We start from the raw sequence: 23,860 nt of genomic DNA, 5'->3' as shown, positions 1-23,860 counted from the left end.
CTTGTTTTTTGCGCCAGCACGAGATGACCGTCGTGCCGGTCTGGTTAAACCTTGGGGTTTAACCAGACCGGTGCGGTTAGCGTTCAAGGCGATGAGGCCGCCCGACGCCCATCGGAACACAATCGAACGCAATACTCAGCCGAGGCTGATCTCCGGAAAATGGCAAAGTCCCATGCCAGATATAAGACGGAAACAGGATCATTCGGCCGGCAGCGGGTTCGTATCGCCGCTGTATTCCACCACCACCGAGTTCGTTCGGCAGGGCACCCATAACAAGCCAGCCCTCTTCACTTGCAGAAACGACATTTGGCAAATCGGGGTAATAAACGCCCGAGAGCCAGTTGGGAGCATGAATATGCGCCCCGACCTCGCCACCCGGGTTCAGGATAGTGCCCCACATCGTCAGCGACCATTTGTCCGGACGCGCCATCTGAAAGGGATGATCGCCTTCGGGCAGGTTGGTGAGATAAGTGGAGATGGCATTTTTTGCCAGATTGATGAGCGCGGAGAGTGCAGGCGTTGTGGCATCGGCCAGATCGTCACTCTGCCAGCCTTGACGCGTAACCAGTCCCTTAGGGTCAAAGGTCAGCGATGTGTGGCCGGAAAGCTCTCGGGCCAGTTCTGCATCAAAGGTTTTTCTGCTGGCAAAACCATCAATTTCTTCAAAGTCGATGATTTTTACAAACCGGTCGAGATCCAGCATTGCTTCAAGATCTGTATGGAGCCCGGCCCGCGCAAGGGCCGCGCATTTCAGTGCCATCGGGGTGGTGACGCTGGGAAGGTCACTGATCAATTGGTCCGCGAGCGTGATGGCTTCCCGATAGCGACCGGTTTGCACGAGTACGCGGGTAAGATTCACACCGATTGGGTGAAACAATCCGGCTTTGTCGATGGAAGATCGATAGATTTCTATCGCGTCGTCGCGCTCTCCTTGAGCCTCAAGGAGCATACCCAACTGGTTCGAGGCACGGGGGTGTTCCGGATACCTTGCCAGCATGGCCTTCACCTCGTTGACCGCAGCATGACTGTCAAGCACAGCGAGGGCATCGATCCGGTTCAGCCGGGTCTCAAGGTGGTCGGCGCGCAACATCAGTGCGCGGTCATAAATCCGCAAGGCTTCCGCTGCCTTGCCAATGCGCGTGAGTGCAATGGCAAGATTGTTCAGCGAATCAAAATGCCGATCATCGATTTCGAGCGCCCGTTCGAGGTGGGGGACCGCTTCGCCGGGGCGCCCGGTTTCAATGAGACAGGCTCCGAGATTGGCAAGTGTAACGGGTGCGCGCGGGCGCAATGCCAACGCTTCCTGCAAAGCTGTAATAGCCTCGTTAAAGTGCCCGGCTCGCTTAAGGGCCAAAGCGTGGTTGCCCAGCCGGGCAGGATTAGCAGGATCGCATTCTCTGGCGCGGCCAAGCGCAGCAAGTGCGGCTGGAATGTTGCCGGCGCGCTGTTCGATAATGCCGAGCAAGGTGAGCGCATCGGCGTCATCAGGCGCTGTAGCAAGCAGATTGGTAATCAGTGGACGAGCCAGTTCGGGCTTGGGCCCCTGAGCCAGTTGCGCGGCATTCTGCAACACTCTCTCACTCATCTGAAAAGGCCTGACTAATGATCGGTATCGTCATGCATGTCCGTACAAAACCGGATAAGTCAAACGAGTTTGCACAATTGATGACCCAACTCCAGCAAGACGTGCGGGCCGGCGAGCCTGACGTGCTAGTGTATCAGGTCATGCGCTCGGATGACGATCCTTCGGTCTTCCTGATAACAGAAGTGTTTGCCAACGAAGCGGCCTACCTCGCTCATCCTGAAATGCCGTATCACAAGGCCATGTCGGCAGCAGGATGGGCCTGCGTCGAAGGCGAGCCTGTCATAACGCGCTGCAAGCCTTTGACGGATACCTCCACCGGCGGAGGCATGGCGCTATGACCGGCCTTACGGGCCAAGTCGCGCTGGTTACCGGCGGCACATCGGGCATTGGCGAGGCTGTTTCGCGGGCATTGACCGCACAGGGCGTGCGTGTGGGTGTGCTCTCGAACGCGCCTCAAGATGAGCTCGATGCAGCAGTTGCCCGGGGGGACATCGCCTGTGCCAGACAGCTTGATCTTGCCGATGCCGCTGCCGTCATGCGCGGCGTTGCAGAACTTGCCGATATCCTGGGACCAGCCCAGATCCTGATCAACAATGCGGCTGTCTGGCAGTCGAACCCTGTTCCAGAAAGCCCGATTGATCTGTTCGATCGCCATATCGACGTCAATTTGAAGGGTAGCTTCTACGTTACCCAAGCGGTTCTGCCAGCCATGATTTCCCATGGGGAAGGGCGCATTGTCTTTGTCAGCTCGGTTAGCGGTACCGCTGGCCGCGCGGGCGACAGCGCCTATTCGGCTTCGAAAGCTGGCGTCGCAATGCTTGCGCGCGCACTGGCTACAGAGCAAGGCCCCAAAGGCATCCGGATCAACTGTGTCTGCCCGGGCGCGGTGGCAACGCCATTGACCGCGCCGTTGCGCACGCCCGAGGGCGAGGGAGCAATTGCCTTGCTGATGGAAGGGCATCCCAGTCCGAGGCGGCAATTTTTCATGGACCCTGTCCAGATTGCCGACCTGATACTTTTCCTCGTCAGTCCAGCGTCAAGCGCGTTGCATGGCGCGGTCATTGCTGCGGATGAGGGTCTCACTGCCACGATGTAAGCCCGCCCTAGGCGGCCCAAGGAGAGTGATAATGATAGCAAAACACGATGCCGGAAAAATCGGTGACCTGATCATCAACATCGCCGATGTTGATACGCACGAACTCGGGGAAGGCACGAGCATCCGCCTCCTTCGCTATAGCGAAGAGACAGGCGACTGGGTTTTGTGGGTCTCGATGCAGCCTGGCGCGACCTTTGCGCCACATTGGCATCTCGGTCATGGGCAGTACTTCGTCGTCAGCGGTGAATTGATTTATGATGTAGGGTCTGCGCCAGCTGGCACATTCGGGTACGAGCCGATCGGTTCTCGTCACAGTCAGGCCCGCTGCGAAGTTCCGACGGAATACCTTTTCATGGGCCACGGCGCCGTTGCCTTCACCGATGATGCAGGAGAAGTGCGATTCATCCTGAACCACGAATTCTTGCGCGATCTAACTGCTGGCACCCCGCAGGCAGATATCTCCAAAGCAGCGGCCTGAACCATGACTGGCCAGCATATTACGCGCCTTCGCTCGCGCATGGCATCTGAAGGGCTTGCGGCTCTGGTGCTCACGCATCCCCACGACGTGCGCTATGTCACCGGATATCATTCCGTCCTTGAACGCTGGACGCAAATGGAACCGTTTGCCGCTGCAATTATCCCGGCAAATCCATCATCCCCCGTAATTCTAGTTATTCCAGAAGCGACTGTTGGGGTGGTGGCTGTCTTGAACCGCGATGCCCAGACCTGCCAATTCGACGAAATTCGCACCTTCGACATGCTGAATTTTTGTGAGGTCAGCCGTTACATCGATCCGGACCGCAAAGCGTCCCAATTGGCCGATGATGCTATGGCAATCGCCGGTAGTATTCGCGGAAGCTGTCAACCCGACGTTGCCGCCGCCGTCGGCGTTGCACTGGCCGATCACGGGCTGACAAACGCAACGATTGGTTTTGATGAGCACCGGATGTCTGTGGCGGTTGGTCGCCATGCACCACATACGTTCGTCGATGCACTCGATATGATCATGCAGGTGCGCGTCGTGAAGACGCCGGAGGAGTTGGCCCGCTACCGCAAAGTTGGCAAATTGGCGGACAGCGTCATTTCCCATGCCGGCAGCCTGCTACATGAAGGTGCGGACTGGAATGATGTCCAGGCGCGTCTGTGTGATTTCATGGTGCGAAACAAGGTCATCCCGGTGGATGATGGCGGCATGCTTTTCGGCGGAAGTTACGAGGGCGATGATTTCATCCCCGACCTCTTTCGCACTGCCGGCAATCGCGCGTTGCGCAGCGGTGATATCGTCATTCTCGAGACCCAGGGGCTGCATGACGGGCTTTGGATCGACATCAACCGCACGGCAGTTATCGGCAAGCCGACAGCTGCCTATCAACAACTGCACAACATCTTGCGCGACGGCTTCCTCAAGATGGTCGACCATCTACGACCGGGTGTTTCGACCAACAGCTTACCTGCGATCGGACTGGAACATCTGCGCGCAAACGGCGTGACATCGCCGGAAAAGCTGCTCGTCGTGGCGCATGGCATCGGCTTCATGCCGCTGGAAATCCCCTTGCCCTATCCCTCTGCGGGGCTCGCCGGGGTCAAGCAGGGTTTCATCATGGAGGAGGGGATGCTGATCAGCCTTGACAGCCTGTTTTTCGGCACACGCCATGGGCCCTGCCACATGGAAAACGTTTACGCCATCACCAGCGGGGCCGCAGAGCCGATGTATTCTGCGCCGCTGGAATTGATTGTCGCAGGTTCGATACCCGCACACGCCCAATAAGATTGAGAGAAGATGACGATGACCGACATCTCCAATAGCAACGCGCTTGAAAAATTGCGGCGCATGCTGCGCATAAGGCATTTCGAAACGGTAGCCGAGGCCATTCATGCCAAAGGCGAGATCCCGGGCGCGCTTCACACTTACGCCGGACAGGAGGCTTCGGGCGTTGGTACCTGCATCGTGCTGCGCAACGATGATTACATGGTCGGCACGCACCGCAGCCACGGCCACCCGATCGCAAAGGGTGCAGCGCTTCGTCCGCTGATGGCTGAACTGCTGGGCAAGGCCACCGGCATCTGCAAGGGTAAGGGCGGATCCATGCATCTGTCGGATTTCTCGGTCGGCAGCCTTGGCGAGACCAGCATTGTGGGGTCCGGTGTGCCGGTGGCGGCAGGGGCAGGGCTGGGTTCGAAACTGCTTGGCAATGACCGAGTGACCTTGTGCTTCTTCGGAGATGGCGCAACGGGTGAAGGTGCTTTTCACGAAGGCATGAACCTTGCTGCTGTTTGGAAACTGCCGGTTATTTTTTGTTGCGAAAACAATGGTTATGCAGTTTCAACCCCATCTTCGGCAGGGGTGCCGGTCAAGCACATGACGGACCGTGCTAAAGCCTATGACATGCCTTCTGCCCAAGTGGATGGACAAGATGTCGATGCCGTCGAAGCTGTCATGGCTGAAGCTGTGGCGAGAGCGCGAAGCGGTGGCGGCCCAACCTTCATCGAAACCCTGACGTACCGTTACGCAGACCATGCCGTGAATATGGGCCGGGTGTTGCTTGATCGCGGGGACGAGGTCGACGAATGGAAAAAGCGCGACCCCATTGATCTCTACCGTGCCCGCCTGCTGGATTCGGGCGTCGCGGCAGATGTTCTCGCCCGGATCGAGGATGAGGTGTCCGCAGAAGTGGCCGATGCGCTGCAATTCGCGCGGGACAGCGCTTATCCGACACAAGCTGAAGCCTTTGACGACGTCTTTGTGGATCGCCTTCCGATCCCTGCCTTCGTCCAAATTTGAACGGACACGATCATGGCCAAATTGACTTATCTGGAGGCGATCCGGCAAGCTCAGTTCGATGAGATGCAGCGCGATCCAACCGTATTTCTTATGGGTGAAGACCTCGTCTGCAACGTATTCGGTACGGCAACCGGCCTCGTTGAAGCTTTCGGCACAGAGCGGGTGCGCGATACGCCTATCTCCGAAAACGGCTTTATCGGAGCCGCAGCCGGTGCAGCGATGGTCGGAACACGCCCGATCGTCGATGCGACTATCTCGTCCTTCCTGTATCCTGCGATGGACCAGATCATCAGCATCATCGCAAAATCACGCTACATTTACGGAGGGCAGGCCCGTCTCCCCTTAGTGATCCGCAGTTGCATGTTCTATGGCAATTCCAACGCTGCCCAGCACAGCGACCGGCCTTATTCCATGTTCATGAACGTGCCCGGCCTCAAGATCATCGTGCCATCCAACGCCTATGATGCACTCGGGCTGCTCAGAGCTGCAATCCGTGATGATAATCCGGTGCTCTGCTTTGAGGACAGCACGTGCTGGTCGGGTAAAATGGACGTTCCCGAGGATCCGGACTTTATGATCCCGCTTGGTTGCGGGGACATCAAGCAAGAGGGAAGCGACATCTCTATCATCGCCATCGCCGGGGGAGTCCCTCTGGCCATGAAAGCGGCCAAGAAGCTTGCAAAGGATGGTATTTCGGCAGAGGTAATCGATCCGCGCAGCTTGGTGCCGCTGGACATTGCGCTTATTTTGCAGTCGGTCCGCAAAACAGGCCGTGCGATTGTAGTTGATCCGGCGCATCAAAATTGCAGCGCAGCCAGTGAAATTTCCGCGCAGATCGTCGAGCATGCATTCGATGCATTGCGCGGGCCGATCCTTCGGGTGGCCACGGCCGATACGCATTTGCCGTTTTCGCCCGACATCGAAAAGCCGCTTTATCCCACTGTCGATCGTATCATCGCCGCTGCCAGCCAACTGGTGCGCAGCGATACCCGTATGAAAGCTTGAGGACACGAAAATGGCAAAACTCAAGGTACTCCTGCCTCAATTCGGTATGGGAATGCAAGATGGCGAGATCGTCCGTTGGCTCAAATCTGTCGGTGATACTGTCGCCGATGGCGAGCCACTGGTGGAAATTGAAGCCGCAAAGACAACCGTGGAGGTCCCTTCACCTGCGGCTGGCACGTTGATCGAGATTGTTGCCGACGAAGGCGATACTGTCGACGTGCGTGCTCATATTGCCACGATCGAAGTCTGATTCCATGGCTCGTCGGCTCCTTCTCGTAATCGCAACGGTCGCTATTGCTGCCGGCGTGCTCTGGTGGCGTGCAAATCCTGCGCTGCCTCCGTTGGTAATCCCGCAAGGAGGCCCAGCCAACACCGAATGGGCGCAATGGGGCGCTAACAATGCGGGCACACGCTATACCGCAGCCGCACAGATAACTCCCGGAAATGTAGGGCACCTCAAGGTTGCTTGGCGTTACAGCACGGGCGAGCTCACCCGGCGTCAGCCGGCACAGCTCGTCAACAGCACAAATGAGACAACGCCAATTCTGGCAGCAGGAAATCTGATCACCTGCACGCCGTTTTCGCGTGTCATCGCTCTGAATCCGGCGACAGGGCGGGAGGTGTGGGTTTATGACTCCAAGGTCGATCCCGATTTGGCCTTGCCCGATCAATATGCCTGTCGCGGCCTGTCGCAATGGCAGGATAATGCATTGCCGGACACAGCCGCCTGTCAGACACGTATCGTGCTTGCAAGTGTCGACTTGCAGTTGGTCGTCCTTGATGCCCGTACGGGGAAGCCTTGCCCGGACTTTGGATCGGGTGGGGTCGTGCGTGTTGATCCCGGCCCTGTTCATCACAAGGGTGAGGTCAAACTTGCGGCTCCGGCAACCGTGGTGTCCGACCGCATCATCGTTGGCTCCTCGGTTTTGGACAATGTCCGGGCGTCTGCCCCGCGCGGCATTATTCGTGCATTTGACATCAGAACCGGTGCGCCTGCATGGACTTTTGATCCCATTCCGCAGGAGGGCGGTGCAGATAAGGATTGGGGCGGCGATAGTCGCCATACGACCGGTGCGGCCAACATGTGGTCGGTCATGGCAGCAGACGAAGAACGCGGCCTTGTTTTTCTGCCAACGTCGAGCGCTTCCCCGGATTACTATGGCGGATTGCGGCCAGGCGACAATCGGCACGCTAACAGCATCGTGGCGCTTGATGCGCGAAGCGGCAGGCTTGTCTGGGCCCGGCAGCTTATTCATCACGACATCTGGGATTATGATACCCCTGCCCAGCCAACGCTGATGGATATCGTCCGTAACGGCAAATCGATTCCCGCGCTGGTTCAGCCGACCAAACAGGGCTTTGTCTTCATCCTCGATCGTCGCACCGGCGCCCCGCTGTTTCCCATTGATGAAATGGCGGTTCCGCAAGGCGGAGTTCCCGGAGAATGGCTATCGCCCACGCAGCCTCGTCCGCGTTTGCCTGCCCCGATAGTTCCGCAAAAGGTGACGCCGGACGATGCGTGGGGCTTTACCTTCTGGGACAAGGCTCAATGCCGCAATCTGATTGCGCAATACCGCAGCGAAGGCTTGTTTACCCCCATTACCGAGCGCGGCACCATCACGTATCCCGCCGCCTCGGGGGGGGCTAACTGGGGTGCTGGTGCAATCGATCCAGCAAGGCAAATCTATTTCATCAACAGCAGCCGCATCGCCTCTGTCATCAAGCTCCGCAAACGTGAGGGAAGCGGCAGCGGTACAGTGCAACTTTCGGCACACGAGGATGTCTCGCCGATGGCTGGCACGCCTTACGAGGTAAAGCGCGAATGGCTGCTTTCACCAATGGGCGCGCCCTGTACAAAGCCACCATGGGGAGGGCTGACGGCAATCGATCTGGCGACAGGGAAAACACTATGGGACGTGCCATTGGGCACGATCAACCACGAATTTCCTGTTCCCTTATGGTTCGACGTCGGGCTTGGTACGCCGAACATCGGAGGCCCGATCACCACCGCTGGCGGGGTCCTTTTCATCGCCGCTACCATGGACGGGTTTCTACGCGCATTTGAGATGAAAAGCGGGAAGGAACTGTGGCGAGACAAGTTGCCCGGCGGCAGCCAGACGACGCCGATGAGTTACATGGCAGGCGGGCGTCAATATGTGGTCGTCGCGTCAGGCCAGCACATGTGGTTCCAGACCGGGCGCTCGGACGAGATTATCGCTTATGCTCTTCCGCGCTAGAAATCGCCCCTGCAAAGTGGAGACCGGCATCCCGTTCCGCTCGGTTGGTCGAAGCCAAGGAGCCGATTTCGCTCGAACCGAGCTGGGCTTGCTTCGCGACCAACATCTTGATGCAAGCCTCGCGGGCGGCTCCGGTAAGCACCAAAGCGGCCATCTTGAGAAAGTTGCTGTGCAGTTCCAACCGGCATTGCTCGGCCGTTACTTTACGCGTGGCCCAACGTTGGTAGACCAGAAATTCCATGGACACGAACTCTTGGGCAATGCGCTCGAGATCAAGGCGCTTTTCGGTATTGCCCGCCAGGATTTCACGGTCGAGCCAGTTGCGGCAACGGTTGTAACCGACCGAACGCAATTCCTGGATTGCGGCCTCGCGCTGCTCCATCGAGAAGTAAAAGCCGATGACAACCCGCGCGTATTCGTCGTCCCGCTCCATCTCCGAGACCATCCAGTCCAACTCGGCAAAGACGACGTCGATCGAGTATTCGGCCTGTCGTTTGGCCAGATGCCTGCGCACCTCGCTCAACCGGTCCTGCACCGTGGCCTGAACCACGCCTTCCTTGTTTCCAAACAAGCGGTAAATCGTGCGGGGCGCCACTTCCGCTTCACGGCTCAGCCGTTCGATCGTGAGTGCGGGAATGTTGCCTTCACCCAGAATACGATGGGCGCAATCAATGACTCGCTGGCGCCGCTTTGTCATGATCGCGCTTGTATATTTACGACGCTGGATGGCCGCTCTGTTAGTATCGGTGTCGCTGATTTTCATTCACAATCATGTCCGAAGAGTTTTTCTAAAATCAAAACAAGACAGGCGTTGAGGTCATCGAGAAGAAGGTTTGAGCATGGACAGCAATGCCCGGGAGTAAATGCTCGTGGCATCAGCCTGCAGGAAAAATTGCGTTCTACAAAAGTAACTGCGCAGGCAAGGAGTTTTTCGAGGTGGTCATGAAACACAACAGCAAAGGGAACGCGCAGTTGCGGCGTTACGGTCCGCCGACGATTTCGGTATTCGCATGTTTCGCCCTTCTGATGACAGGCCTCAGCCGTGCGGCAACTGCCGATCGCGTGGATGATCGAGGATACTGGACTGAAGAGGTGGTCAACGGATTGGATCACCCGTGGGCAATGGCGTGGTTACCGAACGGCGATATGCTGATCACCGAACGACCTGGAAAGTTGCGCATCGTAAAAAAGGGAACCTTGCAGCCAAAAGCCATTGAAGGGGTGCCGGAGGTATTGAACGGCAGCATTTTCGATGGTCTGCTGGACGTTAAGCTTGATCCTGATTTTGCAACAAACAAAACACTTTACCTGACATTCGTAACCGGTACCGACAGCGCCAGGACCGGATCGATCCTCAAGGCTCGTTTTGACGGCGAGCGCCTCGCTGATCAGCAGATAATCTTCAGCACAGCCCGGCCAGCCCCGCCGGGAGGACCCAGCATCCTCAGAATACTGTTCCTGCCTGACAAGACCATGCTGGTTGGCGTGGGTTCCGGCGGGCAAGGGAGCCGCGGGATGGTGCAACGGACCGACAATCATTCCGGGAAGATCATCCATATCGACCGTGACGGTCGTGCCGTCGCCAACGGTCCGTTCAGCAAGGTCGAAGGTGCTCTGCCGGAACTGTGGGCAATCGGGTTCCGGAACTCTGCCGGGATCACCCGCACCGACGACGGTCGCATCTATGTCATTGATCTAGGACCAAAGGGTGGGGACGAGTTGAATCTCGTAAAACCTGGTGGCAACTATGGCTGGCCGTTGGTTTCGTGGGGTTTTGACTACACAGGGCGCGCCATGTCCGACAAGCAGGAAGATCCCGCGTTCGTGGATCCTGTAGCATCCTGGTCGCCATCACGTGCGCCGTCCGATCTCGTCTATTACAACGGCTCGCAGTTCCCTCGCTGGCGCGGAGACTTTTTTACAAGCGAACTGATGGGGCATGTGGTGCGCCGCCTGCGCATCAAAGACAATGTTGTGGTGCAGGAAGAAGCGTTGATGGATGACATCAAGGAACGGATTCGTTCTGTGGCTGTCGGCCCGGATGGCTTTATCTATGCGATAACAGACTCTTCAAAGGGCCGTTTGCTGCGCATCCGGCCAGGTGCGCCTTCCGCGGCCCAAGCGAAACGTGTTGCAATGCCGTTCCAGAACCCGGTTACGGGCGACATGATAAAAGACTTCAACAGCCGCGGCGTCTATCAGGAGCGGTTTACCCAGACATTGTTCAATTTCAAATATGATGAAGAACGCGCTCGCAAACTCTTTGGGCAGAATTGTGCCAGTTGCCATGTTGCCGGCAGCTTCACCACCGGAGAGATCGGACCGAACCTGAACGGAGTCTCCACCCGTCGGTCCGGCCAATTGCCGGGATACAGCTATTCTGCGGCTTTGCGAGATCCCAAGACCAGCGTGCAATGGGATCGCGATACGCTGGTGGCCTTCATCTCCAACCCGCAAACCTATTATCCGGGCACAAAAATGGTGGCTTCGCCGATCGATGACCTGGAAACCGTGCTCCAGATCGCAAGCTATCTTGAAAAGTCAGCAAGTGAAAATCCGTAGCCAGTTATAAATGGACTAAAGATGTTCAAACCTCTCCTTTGTCTATGCTTCTGGTTAACACCAACTTGGCCGTTACTTGATTTCTCGCCTGGCCTGAGGCGATTTTCCTGATCAAGAGGACCGCCAAAAATCGCTCGCAGGATTGCTTGAGCCCGCCCGCTGGACAGCGTCGCAGCTTTGCAACGATGAACCTCATCGCCGCTGCGACTGCTCCTCGCCAGCAGACGGGCTCAAGCAATCCTCATAGATCAGGATCACTGCAGGTTGGTATTGCTGCCTTTTTCATTGCGACGACGATCGGGTTCACGCTCGTTCGCTTACGGCTGCGTCAGCAGGTTTAAAGCCATTCGTGCAGTGTAGAGCTTGCGCGACCTTGACGCGCTACCCGTAGCCGATAGCGGTAGCGGTAGATATAGACTTTTGCCCCTGCTGGCGTGACCTTCAAGCCCAAGCCTTCACGCTGCGCTGTTCCAGCGTGTGGAAGGGGAGCTTGTTTATTGGCTTGCTGATGCAGGCAGTTTCTTACACACTTTTGCCGCCGGTACACGGGGGCGGCTGCTCAGCCGGTGTCGGCAGCCCCAATTCTTGGGGCACTGGAAACAATTATGACGCATAAGAAATACGAGATTATCGTTTACGGGGCCACCAGTTTCGTTGGCCAGATCATAACGCGGTACATGAAAGATCAGTTTGCAGACGGGTCGGTTGTGTGGGCGATTGCCGGACGGTCACAAAGCAAGCTGCAACAAGTGAGTGACGAGATCGGGCTTTCTGGAATTGACATGATCGTGGCTGACGCGGCGGATGAAGCCGCATTGCAGCAGATGTGTGCGCAGACCAAAGTCGTGATGTCCACCGTCGGCCCATATGCGCTTTATGGTGATTTGCTGGTGCAGATATGCGCCACAACCGGCACGCATTATTGCGATCTGACGGGGGAACCGCAGTGGATCCGCAAGATGCAATTGCGCCATGAAGCGGACGCGAAGAAGAGTGGCGCGAGGATCGTTCATTGCTGCGGCTTTGATTCTATCCCCTCTGATATGGGTGTCCATTTTCTGCAACGCCAAGCCCTGGAACAGTTCGGTGAAACCTGTGACCGGATCGACATGCGCGTGGCAACCATGAAGGGTGGCGCTTCAGGCGGCACCGTTGCGAGCATGATCAACATGGTCAAGGAAGCGGTGGTCGATGCCGATCTGCGCCGCGAGCTGAAAGACCCCTACAGCCTGTGCCCGCCGGGGCATCAGTTGTCTGTCCAGCAACACGATGTGAAGATCGCATATGACGATGCCTATGGCGCATGGATAGCGCCCTTCATCATGGCTGGCATCAACACCCGGGTCGTGCATCGCTCAAACGCGTTGAGCGACTATAGCTATGGTGCTGAATTCAGGTACGAAGAAGCCATAGTGACCAAAGGCAAGGGTGTGGCCCGGGTGGCGACTTGGGGCATGGGTGCGCTGATGATCGGGCTGGCGATACCCCCGGTCCGCTGGCTGCTGGAAACCAGGGTGCTACCAAAACCGGGCGAGGGACCGGACGAGAAGGCGCAACGGGAAGGACGGTTTGATCTGGTTTTCCTTGGATCAACGGCCAAGGGCGACAAGATCAGGTGCCGTGTCACCGGTGACCGCGATCCCGGCTATGGATCAACCGCCAAGATGCTGTCTCAAGCCGCAGCGTGCCTTGCCAAAGACGTGCCGGATGAAGTGCCGGGAGGCTTTTGGACGCCAGCGACGATCCTTGGCGACAGGCTGATCGCCCGGCTTCAGGCGCACGCCGGACTTACGTTCGAGACAATTCCATAGACGGTCTTGCGCGTAGATCCGTGCTGTAGCCGCGCTCATGGGGCGAGTGGCGCTATGCTTGCGCAGCGCGTAAAAAAAGGGGCCAGCTTGCGCTGGCCCTTGGAAAGTTTGGGAGAGGATGCCTGAAAGGCGAGTTTGTTTTCGTTCAGATCGCACTTTGCTGCAAGTGCGAAGAGTAGCGTTGCGGTTGCGTTTTTTGCAATAGACTTGAGGCTCAGATGCTGACGATCTGCTGATCAATCGCGCCGAACAGGGTGTTCCCATCGGGCCCGCGCGCTTCCATGCGGATAGTGTCGCCAAAGTGCATGAAGCTGGTGGCGGGGGCACCGTCGGCGATGATTTCAATGGCGCGGCGTTCGGATATGCAGGCAGAACCGCAGACGGCGTATTCTGCGTTCGAGACGGTGCCGGTGCCGATGATGGTGCCAGCGACAAGATCGCGCGTGCGGGCGGCGTGGGCGACGAGTTCGGGCAGCGAGAACGCCATCTGTTCGCCGTTGACGAGGCCGAACCGCTTGCCGTTCCACACCACTTCCAGATCAAGGCAAATGCGGCCATCGCGCCAGCCTGAGCCCAGTTCATCGGGGGTGACAGCAAATGGTGCCATGCTGCACGCGGGCTTGGCCTGAACCCAGCCAAAGCCGGTCTTCATTTCAACAGGGGCGATGGCGCGGAGCGACCAATCGTTGATCTGGACGATCAGGCGGATGTGCGCGGCGGCATCGGCGGGGCTGGTGCCCATCGGCACAGCATCGACGATTACGCCGAATTCCCCTTCGAAATCGATGCCGTCGCTTTCATCGGGGAAGGGCACGGGATCGTTGGGGCCATAGAACCGGTCGGACATGCCCTGATACATCAGCGGGCGCACCTTATCGATCGGGTCAAGCCCAAAGGCCACCTGCATCAAATCGCCGTGGGTAGGGAAGGCCGATCCATCGAGCCATTGCCATGAGCGAGGCAGGGGCGCGCGCAAGGTTGCGGGATCGAGGTGCTCCCCCGAACCTGCGGCGAGGCTTTGTCCTGCCAGCATGAGTGCAGGCTGCGCCGCCTGCCAGTTCTCAAGCGCTTGGAGCAGGTTCGGGAAGCCCGCGATGGGCGCGCAATGCAAGCCGTCTGCCGATACGATCACCAGTTCGCCATCGGGCGTGCCATTTTGCCGGGTTGCCAAGCGCATTGATCAATCCTCAAAAATGGCGACGGCGCGGGTCCATCCCGCTGATGCGCCTTGGATCTTGTGCGGGAAACAGCTGACTGTAAAGCCGTGCGGTGGCAGAACTTCCAGGTTGTGCAGCTTTTCGAGATGGCAATAGCCGATATCGCGACCGGCCTTATGCCCTTCCCAGATCAACGAAGTATCACCGGTTTCCTCAACCTTGCGCGCGGTGTGGACGAAGGGTGCGTCCCAGCTCCAGGCATCGGTGCCGGTCACGCGCACACCGCGCGAGGTGAGGTAGATTGTCGCCTCGTAGCCCATGCCGCAGCCACGGCTGACATAATCGGGATCGCCCAGCGCCTTTCCAGCGGCGGTATTGACCAGCACGATATCGAGCGGTTGCAGATCATGGCCGATCCGCGCGAGTTCTTTGGCAACATCGTCGGCGGTGACGACATAGCCATCGGGCAGGGCGGTAAAATCAAGCTTCACGCCGCGCTGGAAACACCATTCGAGAGGGATTTCATCAATCGTCAGCGATGGTTTGCCGCCGTCTTGCGTGGGGTGGAAATGCCATGGCGCATCCAGATGCGTGCCGTTGTGCGTGGTAAGCTTCACCCATTCCACCGCAGCAAAACCTTCGCCATCGGGCGTCTGGTCTGCGGTCACGCCGGGGAAAAAATGGCCCAGTTCGTCCATCGTCTCACCATGCTTTTGATAGGTGATTTCAGGGCGAAGGAACGGTGGGTCGCTGACCACATCGTTGCAAAGCGTAATCGAGAGGTCGACAAATCGGCGCGTCATAGTCTTTCCAATTCAGGCAAAAAGTTGGGGTTAGTTGGTGTTGCCACCCAAAGTCTCGGCAAACCAGTCGGCCAGCAGATCGCGTCCATAAGACATGTTATCCGCGCCCACATGCTCAACACCGCCTTCACGTGGGGTGAAGATCACCTTTTTACGGTGCGGCGAATTGACCAGTTGCTCATAAAGATCATCGGCATAGCCAACGCTGATCTGGCGATCTTTGGCACCGTGCGTGACGAGGAATGGCACCTTGATGCGGTCCATGTGGCCGTTGAGGTTCATCGCCGATGACCGTTCGAGGAAATCGTCCATGTCCATGGCACCAAATGCCCAGAACACGTGCGCCCAGTAATGCGGCACCGGATTTTCGCCTTCATTGGCGCGGCGCTTGTCCTGCACTTCGCGCCAATTGTGATTGGCGCCCCAAACTGCGCCGCTGGCAAAGCGGGGCTCATAGGCAACCGCGCGCGGGGCAAAGTGGCCGCCAAGGCTGATACCGGTCATGCCGATACGCGCGGGGTCAACATCAGCCTGTTGTTCCAGCCAGTCGACGGCCTTGGAGGCCCAGTTCTCGCTATGGGGGTCAACAGCCAAGTTCTGAAGGCGCAAGGCCTCACCACTGCCGGGCTGATCTACGCAGAGCGTTGAAATGCCGCGCCGCGCCAGTTCATGGGGCAGGCGGGTCCAGTAGAGCAATTCCTTGCAGCTATCCAACCCGTTGCAGAACACCACCACCGGCTTTGGCCCATCGCCGGGTGCGCGGGTGAACAGCGCAGGCATGGTGCCAGTTGCCAAGGGGATTTCCACCCGTTCGCGGTTGAGCTTTCCCAGCACTGTCGATTTCTCGAAAGCCGTGCGCGCCTTGGCATAAGTTTCGGTGCGGCCCGGAGCGCCGTGGCCCTGCATGCGTTCGGCGGTGAACAGATAGAGCGAGGCGCGCTCCAGCTTGTCCGACGCGGAAAACAGGCGACCTTTGGCTTCATCTTCTGATGCCAGTTCAAGCAGCTTGGCACCCATAGCGGCCCATTGCGCCATGAATTGCGGCGTTCCGGCATCAGACCCGGAAGCGGCAGCATCCTTGATCGGTTGGCACATATCGATGATTTCACCGATCCGGCCACCGCTTTCCATCGCGATCGCGACCGAGAGGTTCCAGATGTAATTCGGAAAGTATTCAAACAGTGCCACGATCAATCTCCCGCCGACACGAATAGGTCGGGATTAGCTACAGAGTGCGGCATGGTTTGTGGCCCGCCGACGCCGATACCCCACTGGTCCATCACCAGCGGCGCTGGCGGGTAGACTTTGGGTTCGCGGTTTTCGAAATCTACCACTTCGAGTTCCGCGGTATATTCGGTCACAAAGCCACCCGGTGTGACGAAATAGCTGAACGTGTTGTTGCCAGCGGTATGTCGTCCCGGCCCCCAACTGATGTTTGTGCCCTTGACCTTCAGGCGGTGTGCGCCGCGCATCATGTCGTCCACGCTCAACATATCATAGGCCACGTGATCAAGGCATGGCGGCCCGGGCAAAATTGCAAGCCGGTGATGCGCGGTATTGCAGCGCAAGAAGCACATGAAATCGCCGAGCCAATCGCTGATCTTGAAGCCGAGCACATCGCAGAACCATTTGACCAGCCCGTGATGATCGGGCGAGTGGAGCACGATGTGGCTGATCCGTTCGGGCACAGCTTCCCAACGCTCCAGCTCGCGCGCTGGTCCGCGCGCGACATCGCTCGAAATCTCGAACTGCAAACCATCGGGTGTAAAGAAACGGAAGCCGTATCCGCCCCCGGGGCTGGTCAAGTCGCGCGGGGCATGGACGATCTTTGCGCCTGAAGCTGCAACCTTGCCATGCAGGTCATCAACGCTTGCGCGGTCTTCGGTTGCCAAGGCAACAATGTCGATGCGGTTGGCTTCGGCTTTGCGCAACCGGACAACATGATGTTCGTCATGCCCCGGTGTTTTCAACCAGACCGTAGTATCATTGCCTTCCACCAGTTCCAGGCCCCACAAGTCTAGATAATAGGCCTTTTCAGCATCCAGATCGGCAACACCATACCCGACGTAGCGGATGTCGTTCACGCGGCTCATGATTTTTCCCTCAGATCGGTTGTGCGGTTACGGCAAACATTTCGCCGGTGGCCAAGTGGTTGTCGACAGGCAGGCCTTTGCCCAATTGTCCGTTGCAAATCGCCAGACTGCTCTCGACAATATAGCGGCAGCGTTCAAAGCGGCGGTCGCGGAAGGCCGCGAGGGCATCTTCGACGCTGTCATGGCGGGTCAGTTCTTCGGCCAAAACGATGCTGTCCTCGATGGCCATGCCCGCTCCTTGGCCCAGATGCGGCGTGGTTGCGTGCACGGCATCGCCAATCAGGCCGATCCGGCCTTTGTGCCAAGGCCCGCGCACCATCAGGGCTTCCAGCGGGCGATAGACTACGCCTTCATCGTCGGTAATCTGTTCGGCCAAGGCCTTGATCGCAGGCGAGCAGTTCGCCAGCTTGGCACGCATGACCCCGGCCAGACCTTCTTTGGCATGGCGGGGGTTATCGGGTTCCGGCGTAGTGGCATAGATGTACATCACATCGTGGCTCATCGGCACCAGCCCGATGCCGGTCGGTCCGTTATAGACTTGCAGCGCATCCATATCGGCAAGGCGCGGCAGGTTGTATCGCCAAACGGCCTGACCGGTGAACTCCGGACCTTCGGTATCCGGAAAAATCGCCCTGCGCGTATCGGAGTAAACTCCGTCTGCGCCGATCACGACGCCATAGGCTGCCTCTGTGCCATCCGAGAAACGGACGTTCACGCAGGTGCCATCGTCGTCAAATGCCTGGACTGTCAGACCGAGACGCAGATTTGCACCGAGCGCCTGCGCGCTATCGCCCAATACCTTTTGCAAGGCGCGGCGGCCAATTCCGACATTGGCCGGACGTCCTTCGACCAGACGGGGCGAGGGGACCCGGGCCACTTTCGTGCCATCAGGCGTGAAAATATCGACCGCGTCAAAACCACAGGCGGCAGAGAGGAATTCGTCCAATATGCCAAGCTGTTCCATCGCACGAACCACGTTGGACTGCTGGATGATGCCGACACCGTAAACTGACCATTGCGGATCACGTTCGGCCAGGGTGACGCGATGCCCGCTGCGGCGCAGCGCGATTGCAGATGTCAGTCCGCCAATACCAGCGCCAACCACGAGGACATTCAAATCTTGCATCACCAAATTACCTCATCGATCACTTTTGTGGCGTTGGCTGCCACGGGAATTACGTCGCCTTTAAAGAGCTGGCTGTCAGGCAGAGCCATCCAGCCAGCTCTTTAAGGTGGAGCTTAGCACTTCACGCTCATATTCGCGCCACAGAGCGGAACGAGTCGAGCGAGCACGTGCTTACCAGCGTCAGCTTCGGGGTTGCCTGACCGCCGTTGTTGCGGACGCCGGGTTGCCGTGTGTCGACGAAAGTGGTGCCGGGTTCCTGAAACGAATACAGGGCGTTGAGGCGCAGTGCAGCAGTGGTTCCTGGCGGGATGTTCAGCACTTCGCGGACCGCTACACCACTGGCACTGCCGGCCGCATCGCGTTGCACGATTTCAACACCGGTCTTGCCGGAATAGACACCAAGCTTAGGCTTGGCGGTGACGATATTGAGCAAACCTGCCGAGGCATTTTTGCCGAAGAGTAGGCCTTGCGGGCCGTTCAAGACCTCGATCCGTTCAAGATCGATGAACTGCGGAGCAGCGAGGAACAGGCGACCAAGGTTCACTTCGTCAAGCAACAGCACAACGCTTGAATCGATCGTGTCGGTGAATGTCAGCGTACCCACGCCGCGCACGAAAAACCCGTTGTCGCTGCCGATCTGCAATGGTGGCGCGGCACGCGCGATCTGGTTCAAATCGTTGATCTGGCGGGATTGGATGATGTCTGCGGTAACCGCGGTCAAGCTCACCGGGATCTTCTGCAAGCTCTCGCTGCGGCGCTGGGCGGTTACGATGATTTCGGTTGAAGAAGCCGCGCTGGCGGCGCGGTCTGCTTGTTCCTGAGCATAAGCCGAAGTGGCCGTCACCGTCAGGGCCGTTCCCAAAGCCAAGATCAATTTGGAGCTTCTGGCAGTCATGCAACCTCCTCCAAAAATCCTGCTGTAGGCGCAGCTGTTTGAAGGGTGATAGTGATCGCGACTTCACAATGAAAATGAATTAAATTTTGTATTACATATCAGTTTTCATTATACCTCATGCGCTGCAGAGGAGGCTGCGATGCGTTTCAAAGGGCTTGATCTGAATTTGCTCGGCATACTTGATGCACTGATCGCGCAACCGAACATCACCCGCGTTGCCGAGCAGATGTATCTTAGCCAACCTGCGGTCAGCGCTGCGCTCAACCGGTTGCGCGATTTCTTCGGCGACCCGTTGTTTGTATTGCAGGGTCGCAAACTGATACCCACCGCACTGGCATTGCAACTTCAGCCCCATGTGCGGCTGGTGCTCGACAACGCAGACACCGTGGTAAGCACCACTTCGCATTTCGATCCTGCCACATCGACGCGCCATTTCCGCATTTGCGCTTCTGACTATCTGACGCTCGTCATTTTCCGTCCGATGCTCAGCCACCTGGCCGAAATAGCACCGGGGCTGACGTTCGAGATGATTGCGCCAACGGAAAATGTAATTGAAGTACTGAACAGCGGTGAACTGGACGTGTTCCTCTCGCCGCGCGAATACTTGAGCAAAGAGCATCCTACCCAGCCTTTGCTGGAGGAGCGTCATGTAGTGGCGGGTTGGTCGGAAAATCCTATTTTCGCCACCGAACTGACGATGGAAGCATTCGAAGCAGCGGGGCAGGTGGCGGCGCGATTGGGCAACGTCAACCGAACATCATTTGCTGAATCGCGATTGCGCGCGATGGATTTGCGGCGGCGGATTGAAATCATGGTGCCATCATTCGGGCTTATCCCTGATTTGCTGGTGGGCACGCACCGGATTGCGGTGATGCATGAACGGCTGGCTGCCTATGCCGCGCAGACCCTGCCGATCACCTATTGCGCATTGCCATTTGCGTTCCCGAATCTGACCGAGGAACTGCAAATTCACCGGACGCGCGACAAGGACGCAGGGTTGCAATGGTTCGTGCAGCGCATCTTCGACTTTGCGGGGCCACCCCAATAGGCTGGTTTGCTGCAAGGCTGATAGTTGCAGCGGCCGATGGGGGAAGCTAACGCAAGGGCCATGCACAACCAGCCACTCAGGAGGAAATGTTCCTTGGCCAGATGACGGTGGAGGACTGTGCTTCCTTCGCTGCTTCCATCGGCGCCCATGGCATCGAAATCCTGCCCGAACAGAACATGCCAAGCTTTCCTCACATAACCGAGACGCAAGTGGGGGAATGGCAAGACATGGTCACGCGCCATGGCTGCCAATTCACCGCCTATGCGCGCTTTTTGCGCACAATCGAAGAGGCGGATCGACTGGGCACGCAGCATCTCGGCATTGACGGCGCAATCCTGCCGTGTTCCGCCATCATGTTTGACGAAGGTCCTGGGCCGCTGCCTCTGGACCAGATGGAAACAGCGTTTGACCGGTGCTGGCCATTTGGTGCTTCAGCCACGATTTTTATCGATTTCCCCGGCGGCTTTCCTTCGGGCGAACACGCACTGTCGCTCCAGCAGAAGTCGCGCATCTCGTACATGCCGTTTCCATCGCTTAACAATGACGAAAAACGCATCTCGATATGCTGACAAAACAACGGCGGGGGAGGGGGTGTTTTGTGCGGAAATTGCGGATGGGGATGATCGGTGGCGGGCCGGGTGCATTTATCGGCCCGCCACAGCATTGCCGCAGAACGTGATGCCGGGATCGATTTTGTCGCCATTGTCACGCATTTCACCGCCGCGAGCACACGCACCCCGGTGAGCCATCCCGAAGGTTTTCTCGCAGCTTTTGCCAACATCTACCGCGATGTCGCTGATGTGTTGCGGGGAATCCCGGCGCCGCTTCTGCCCGGCATAGACATCACATTGCGGGGTATGACCTTTGTGGACACCGCCTTGCGCGCCAGTGCGGACAAGGCAGGCTGGATGAAGTTGCGCGTTTCGGTAGAAAAGCTGTGAAAACAATCAAAGGTTCAGGCCTTTTCCTTGCCCAATTCGCCAGCGACACAGCGCCTTTCGATTTGATGGGTCTGTCAAAAGTGCGGCCCCATCACTCACCGCAGGATGCGGCACGCGCGCCAAGGGCATCGCGCTGATCCTCGCGAAAATCCTGCCGGTCATTGTGATTGTGTCGCTGTTGCCAGTGATACGCAAACTTTTCGCTGAATTCGGGGCATTGCCTAACGCTGGTTTTCTCCTCCCGGCGATTGTCACGATCCCATCACTGGTCTTTGCGATTTTCTGGCCGGTCGCCGGGGTCATCAGTGACCGTTATCGCCGCAGGCAAAGCTTTGTCGGCAGCCGTGAACTGATCCTTGCCAGCCGCGCGCTGCTTGGCATCGCAGAAGCCTTTGCGATCACCATCTCCAGCGCCCTGATCGAGGACTATTTCGGGGAAGACTGCCATCACTCGACGGCGTGGGTGGGTGTTTCTACATCCATCGCCGCAACGGCGCTAATCGCGGTTGGCGGGGCTTTGGCCGATGTAAGCTGGAGCGGACCTTTCGCCATTCATATTGCGGCCATTCCAGCCTTGATCATGGCCATTCTGGTCATTGAAGAGCCGCATACAAGTGCCAAGCCTGTCGGAACATCGCAAAACCGTTTGGATTTCCCTGGCGCGCTGCCCAACTGATCATTCAGGACCTGGAACAGGATTGAAGCACCGCGTTCCGCGCGGCAATTCAGCTCGCGGCTTCCAGCGCTTCACCCGCCAACATCCAGGCCTCTTCCGCCTTTTCCAGCTCTTGCGCCAGCTTGCCGCGCCGCTGGGAAAGCTCGCTCATCGGCAGTTTTGCAAGTGCTGGGATCGCGCTGGCGGGCTCGAACATCGCACGGTCCACTTGCGCCAGTTCGGCTTGCAGCTTGTTGACCGCAGTCTCGGCCTCGGTCTGCTTTTTCTTCAGCGCCTTGTATTCATCGCGGGCCAGCGCGCGGGCCTTGCGGTCCTGTGATGTGCCCTTTTCCTTGGGCTGGCCTGATTGCCCGGTTTTGGGCTGGTTCCGGCCGAGGATGAAGTCGATGTAATTCTCGATATCGCCGTCATAGGGCTTGGCCGTGCCACCATCGACCAGCACCAGCCGGTCGGCCACCAGTTCCACCATATGCCGGTCATGGCTGATCAGGATCACCGCACCCTGATAGGTGTTGAGCGCCTGCACCAAGGCTTCGCGCGCATCGATATCAAGGTGGTTGGTCGGCTCGTCGAGCACCAGCATATGCGGCGCATCGCGCGTAACCAACGCCAGCGCCAGACGCGCGCGTTCGCCGCCCGATAACGTGCCGACTTGCGATGTGGCGCGCTGACCGGAAAAGCCGAAGCGGCCCAATTGCGCGCGCACTGCGCCGGGCGATTTGCCATCCATCGCGCGTGTCATCAGTTCCAGCGGGGTGGATGCGCCCGCCAGTTCTTCCACTTGATACTGCGTGAAATAACCGACCTGCATCTTGCCAGTCGCCTGCATCTGCCCGTCCATCGGCGCCAGTTGCGCAGCGATCAGGCGCGCGAGCGTGGTCTTGCCGTTGCCGTTGCGGCCCAGCAGCGCGATGCGGTCATCCGGATCGATGCGCAAGTTCAGCCGCGACAGGATCGGTACGCCCGGCGTGTAGCCGACCGAGGCAAGATCGAGCGTGATCAGCGGCGGGCGCAGCTCTTCAGGATCGGGAAAATCGAAGCTGAGCGACGGGTCTTCGATCATCGCGGCAATCGGCTGCATCTTGGCCAGCATCTTGGCGCGCGATTGCGCTTGCTTGGCCGTGGATGCGCGCGCGCTGTTGCGGGCGATGTAGTCTTTAAGGCGGCCAGCTTGCGCTTCTTGCGCCGCGCGGGCGGCGGCTTGCTGGGCAAGGCGTTCGTTGCGCTGGCGTTCAAAGCTGTCGTAACCGCCGGGGTAAAGCGTCAGCTTGCCTGCGTGCAGGTGGACGATGTGATCGACCACATTGTTCAGCAGATCGCGCTCGTGGCTGATCACGATCAGCGTGCCGGGGTAGGATTTGAGGAAGTTCTCCAGCCACAGCGTCGCTTCCAGATCCAAGTGGTTTGAAGGCTCGTCGAGCAGCATCACATCGGGCGCAGAGAAGAGCAGCGAGGCCAAAGCCACGCGCATTTTCCAGCCGCCCGAAAAGCTGTCGAGCGGGCGCGCCTGCATATCCTCGTCAAAGCCGAGGCCGATCAGAATGCGCGCGGCGCGCGATGGCGCGCTGTAGGCATCGATCGCCAGCAGGCGTTCATGCACATCGCCTAGGCGGTCTGGATCGGTGCAGGTTTCGGATTCTGCCAGCAGTTCAGTGCGCTCGACATCGGATTCGAGCACGGTTTCGAACGGCGATTTCACCCCGTTCGGCGCTTCCTGTGCGATATAGCCAAGCTTCGTGCGGCGCGGCATTTCAACCGAGCCTTCATCGGGCTCGATCTCGCCGATAATGGCTTTCACCAGTGTGGATTTGCCCGCGCCATTGCGGCCAATCAGGCCGACCTTGGCGCGCGGCGGGATCGCCACGGTGGCTCCGGACAGGATGTCGCGCCCGCCCAGACGCACGGTAATGCCATTAATCGTCAGCATGAAAACGCCCAAATGTTGGCGGGAAGGAAGGTGGTGGGCCCGGCAGGATTTGAACCCGCGACCTAGCCGTTATGAGCGGCCAGCTCTAACCACTGAGCTACAGGCCCATCGCCGAC

23 protein-coding genes and 1 tRNA gene are annotated in these 23,860 nt (G+C 58.3%); 14 read left to right on the top strand and 10 right to left on the bottom strand.

What is annotated here, in order from left to right:
- Positions 1-76 precede the first annotated feature (76 nt).
- On the bottom strand, positions 77-1,585 hold the full coding sequence (locus IP81_RS08300) for a tetratricopeptide repeat protein (protein ID WP_054107509.1): 1,509 nt from the start codon (positions 1,583-1,585) through the stop codon (positions 77-79).
- Positions 1,586-1,602: 17 nt separating this feature from the next.
- Between IP81_RS08300 and IP81_RS08295 the strand changes: the two genes are divergently transcribed.
- The 8 genes from IP81_RS08295 to IP81_RS08260 are packed head-to-tail and all read left to right on the top strand — an operon-like array spanning position 1,603 to position 8,705.
- Positions 1,603-1,923: a putative quinol monooxygenase gene (locus tag IP81_RS08295; RefSeq protein ID WP_054107508.1), complete on the top strand. Its 321-nt coding sequence runs from the start codon at positions 1,603-1,605 to the stop codon at positions 1,921-1,923.
- Complete coding sequence (locus IP81_RS08290) at positions 1,920-2,681, top strand: SDR family NAD(P)-dependent oxidoreductase (protein ID WP_054107507.1); 762 nt, start codon at positions 1,920-1,922, stop codon at positions 2,679-2,681. Before IP81_RS08295 ends, IP81_RS08290 begins: the two co-directional genes overlap by 4 nt.
- Before the next feature lie 31 nt (positions 2,682-2,712).
- Complete coding sequence (locus IP81_RS08285; protein ID WP_054107506.1) at positions 2,713-3,159, top strand: cupin domain-containing protein; 447 nt, start codon at positions 2,713-2,715, stop codon at positions 3,157-3,159.
- A gap of 3 nt (positions 3,160-3,162) precedes the next feature.
- The gene (locus IP81_RS08280; RefSeq protein WP_054107505.1) at positions 3,163-4,449 is read left to right on the top strand and encodes a M24 family metallopeptidase; all 1,287 of its coding nucleotides are present in this window, start codon (positions 3,163-3,165) and stop codon (positions 4,447-4,449) included.
- A gap of 18 nt (positions 4,450-4,467) precedes the next feature.
- A complete protein-coding gene (locus IP81_RS08275) occupies positions 4,468-5,463 on the top strand; it encodes a thiamine pyrophosphate-dependent dehydrogenase E1 component subunit alpha (RefSeq protein ID WP_054107749.1) in 996 nt (331 codons plus the stop codon).
- A 12-nt stretch (positions 5,464-5,475) separates the two neighbouring features.
- Positions 5,476-6,468, top strand: a complete 993-nt coding sequence (locus IP81_RS08270; protein ID WP_054107504.1) for an alpha-ketoacid dehydrogenase subunit beta — start codon at positions 5,476-5,478, stop codon at positions 6,466-6,468.
- Between the two features lie 10 nt (positions 6,469-6,478).
- Entirely contained in the window at positions 6,479-6,718 is a 240-nt protein-coding gene (locus IP81_RS08265; RefSeq protein WP_054107503.1) for a biotin/lipoyl-containing protein, read from the top strand.
- Between the two features lie 4 nt (positions 6,719-6,722).
- Positions 6,723-8,705 (top strand): pyrroloquinoline quinone-dependent dehydrogenase, encoded by a 1,983-nt coding sequence (locus IP81_RS08260; RefSeq protein ID WP_054107502.1) that lies wholly within the window; start codon positions 6,723-6,725, stop codon positions 8,703-8,705.
- Here IP81_RS08260 and IP81_RS08255 read toward each other — a convergent pair.
- Entirely contained in the window at positions 8,680-9,468 is a 789-nt protein-coding gene (locus tag IP81_RS08255) for a TetR/AcrR family transcriptional regulator (RefSeq protein ID WP_054107501.1), read from the bottom strand. The genes IP81_RS08260 and IP81_RS08255 overlap by 26 nt on opposite strands.
- 179 nt (positions 9,469-9,647) lie before the next feature.
- On the opposite strand from IP81_RS08255, the gene IP81_RS08250 reads away from it, so the two are divergent.
- Complete coding sequence (locus IP81_RS08250) at positions 9,648-11,267, top strand: PQQ-dependent sugar dehydrogenase (protein WP_054107500.1); 1,620 nt, start codon at positions 9,648-9,650, stop codon at positions 11,265-11,267.
- Between the two features lie 605 nt (positions 11,268-11,872).
- On the top strand, positions 11,873-13,078 hold the full coding sequence (locus IP81_RS08245; protein ID WP_054107499.1) for a trans-acting enoyl reductase family protein: 1,206 nt from the start codon (positions 11,873-11,875) through the stop codon (positions 13,076-13,078).
- Between the two features lie 214 nt (positions 13,079-13,292).
- On the opposite strand, the gene IP81_RS08240 is transcribed toward IP81_RS08245, so the two are convergent.
- From IP81_RS08240 to IP81_RS08215, 6 genes are all read right to left on the bottom strand, one after another.
- A complete protein-coding gene (locus IP81_RS08240; protein ID WP_054107498.1) occupies positions 13,293-14,255 on the bottom strand; it encodes a fumarylacetoacetate hydrolase family protein in 963 nt (320 codons plus the stop codon).
- A gap of 3 nt (positions 14,256-14,258) precedes the next feature.
- Positions 14,259-15,038: a cyclase family protein gene (locus IP81_RS08235; protein ID WP_054107497.1), complete on the bottom strand. Its 780-nt coding sequence runs from the start codon at positions 15,036-15,038 to the stop codon at positions 14,259-14,261.
- Positions 15,039-15,068: 30 nt separating this feature from the next.
- Positions 15,069-16,226 (bottom strand): S9 family peptidase, encoded by a 1,158-nt coding sequence (locus IP81_RS08230; RefSeq protein WP_054107748.1) that lies wholly within the window; start codon positions 16,224-16,226, stop codon positions 15,069-15,071.
- Between the two features lie 2 nt (positions 16,227-16,228).
- Complete coding sequence (locus IP81_RS08225; protein WP_054107496.1) at positions 16,229-17,131, bottom strand: VOC family protein; 903 nt, start codon at positions 17,129-17,131, stop codon at positions 16,229-16,231.
- A gap of 10 nt (positions 17,132-17,141) precedes the next feature.
- Positions 17,142-18,257, bottom strand: a complete 1,116-nt coding sequence (locus IP81_RS08220) for an FAD-dependent oxidoreductase (protein ID WP_054107495.1) — start codon at positions 18,255-18,257, stop codon at positions 17,142-17,144.
- Positions 18,258-18,384: 127 nt separating this feature from the next.
- On the bottom strand, positions 18,385-19,152 hold the full coding sequence (locus IP81_RS08215; protein WP_054107494.1) for a TonB-dependent receptor plug domain-containing protein: 768 nt from the start codon (positions 19,150-19,152) through the stop codon (positions 18,385-18,387).
- Positions 19,153-19,291: 139 nt separating this feature from the next.
- On the opposite strand from IP81_RS08215, the gene IP81_RS08210 reads away from it, so the two are divergent.
- From IP81_RS08210 to IP81_RS08195, 4 genes are all read left to right on the top strand, one after another.
- On the top strand, positions 19,292-20,200 hold the full coding sequence (locus IP81_RS08210) for a LysR family transcriptional regulator (protein WP_054107493.1): 909 nt from the start codon (positions 19,292-19,294) through the stop codon (positions 20,198-20,200).
- An 86-nt stretch (positions 20,201-20,286) separates the two neighbouring features.
- The gene (locus IP81_RS08205; RefSeq protein WP_054107492.1) at positions 20,287-20,769 is read left to right on the top strand and encodes a DUF6379 domain-containing protein; all 483 of its coding nucleotides are present in this window, start codon (positions 20,287-20,289) and stop codon (positions 20,767-20,769) included.
- A 57-nt stretch (positions 20,770-20,826) separates the two neighbouring features.
- Entirely contained in the window at positions 20,827-21,141 is a 315-nt protein-coding gene (locus tag IP81_RS08200; RefSeq protein ID WP_054107491.1) for a hypothetical protein, read from the top strand.
- Positions 21,142-21,325: 184 nt separating this feature from the next.
- Positions 21,326-21,817, top strand: a complete 492-nt coding sequence (locus tag IP81_RS08195) for an MFS transporter (RefSeq protein ID WP_197274574.1) — start codon at positions 21,326-21,328, stop codon at positions 21,815-21,817.
- A gap of 49 nt (positions 21,818-21,866) precedes the next feature.
- Here IP81_RS08195 and IP81_RS08190 read toward each other — a convergent pair whose 3' ends face one another.
- Positions 21,867-23,744, bottom strand: coding sequence for an ABC-F family ATP-binding cassette domain-containing protein (locus tag IP81_RS08190; RefSeq protein WP_054107489.1), 1,878 nt, complete (start codon positions 23,742-23,744; stop codon positions 21,867-21,869).
- Between the two features lie 31 nt (positions 23,745-23,775).
- Positions 23,776-23,851, bottom strand: a tRNA-Ile gene (locus IP81_RS08185).
- Positions 23,852-23,860: the final 9 nt, after the last annotated feature.

The sequence above is a fragment of the Novosphingobium sp. AAP83 genome (assembly GCF_001295795.1).
In the GTDB taxonomy this organism is placed as follows: domain Bacteria; phylum Pseudomonadota; class Alphaproteobacteria; order Sphingomonadales; family Sphingomonadaceae; genus Novosphingobium.
The sequence above is the reverse complement of the archived record's forward strand: the minus strand, read 5'-3'. Positions and strand labels throughout refer to the sequence as shown.

Excerpts from the sequence above, each read along its gene's own strand:
- IP81_RS08300 (WP_054107509.1), bottom strand. The coding sequence starts at position 1,585 with ATGAGTGAGAGAGTGTTGCAGAATGCCGCGCAACTGGCTCAGGGGCCC.
- IP81_RS08295 (WP_054107508.1), top strand. The coding sequence starts at position 1,603 with ATGATCGGTATCGTCATGCATGTCCGTACAAAACCGGATAAGTCAAAC.
- IP81_RS08290 (WP_054107507.1), top strand. The coding sequence starts at position 1,920 with ATGACCGGCCTTACGGGCCAAGTCGCGCTGGTTACCGGCGGCACATCG.
- IP81_RS08285 (WP_054107506.1), top strand. The coding sequence starts at position 2,713 with ATGATAGCAAAACACGATGCCGGAAAAATCGGTGACCTGATCATCAAC.
- IP81_RS08280 (WP_054107505.1), top strand. The coding sequence starts at position 3,163 with ATGACTGGCCAGCATATTACGCGCCTTCGCTCGCGCATGGCATCTGAA.
- IP81_RS08275 (WP_054107749.1), top strand. The coding sequence starts at position 4,468 with ATGACCGACATCTCCAATAGCAACGCGCTTGAAAAATTGCGGCGCATG.
- IP81_RS08270 (WP_054107504.1), top strand. The coding sequence starts at position 5,476 with ATGGCCAAATTGACTTATCTGGAGGCGATCCGGCAAGCTCAGTTCGAT.
- IP81_RS08265 (WP_054107503.1), top strand. The coding sequence starts at position 6,479 with ATGGCAAAACTCAAGGTACTCCTGCCTCAATTCGGTATGGGAATGCAA.
- IP81_RS08260 (WP_054107502.1), top strand. The coding sequence starts at position 6,723 with ATGGCTCGTCGGCTCCTTCTCGTAATCGCAACGGTCGCTATTGCTGCC.
- IP81_RS08255 (WP_054107501.1), bottom strand. The coding sequence starts at position 9,468 with ATGAAAATCAGCGACACCGATACTAACAGAGCGGCCATCCAGCGTCGT.
- IP81_RS08250 (WP_054107500.1), top strand. The coding sequence starts at position 9,648 with ATGAAACACAACAGCAAAGGGAACGCGCAGTTGCGGCGTTACGGTCCG.
- IP81_RS08245 (WP_054107499.1), top strand. The coding sequence starts at position 11,873 with ATGACGCATAAGAAATACGAGATTATCGTTTACGGGGCCACCAGTTTC.
- IP81_RS08240 (WP_054107498.1), bottom strand. The coding sequence starts at position 14,255 with ATGCGCTTGGCAACCCGGCAAAATGGCACGCCCGATGGCGAACTGGTG.
- IP81_RS08235 (WP_054107497.1), bottom strand. The coding sequence starts at position 15,038 with ATGACGCGCCGATTTGTCGACCTCTCGATTACGCTTTGCAACGATGTG.
- IP81_RS08225 (WP_054107496.1), bottom strand. The coding sequence starts at position 17,131 with ATGAGCCGCGTGAACGACATCCGCTACGTCGGGTATGGTGTTGCCGAT.
- IP81_RS08220 (WP_054107495.1), bottom strand. The coding sequence starts at position 18,257 with ATGCAAGATTTGAATGTCCTCGTGGTTGGCGCTGGTATTGGCGGACTG.
- IP81_RS08215 (WP_054107494.1), bottom strand. The coding sequence starts at position 19,152 with ATGACTGCCAGAAGCTCCAAATTGATCTTGGCTTTGGGAACGGCCCTG.
- IP81_RS08210 (WP_054107493.1), top strand. The coding sequence starts at position 19,292 with ATGCGTTTCAAAGGGCTTGATCTGAATTTGCTCGGCATACTTGATGCA.
- IP81_RS08205 (WP_054107492.1), top strand. The coding sequence starts at position 20,287 with ATGTTCCTTGGCCAGATGACGGTGGAGGACTGTGCTTCCTTCGCTGCT.
- IP81_RS08190 (WP_054107489.1), bottom strand. The coding sequence starts at position 23,744 with ATGCTGACGATTAATGGCATTACCGTGCGTCTGGGCGGGCGCGACATC.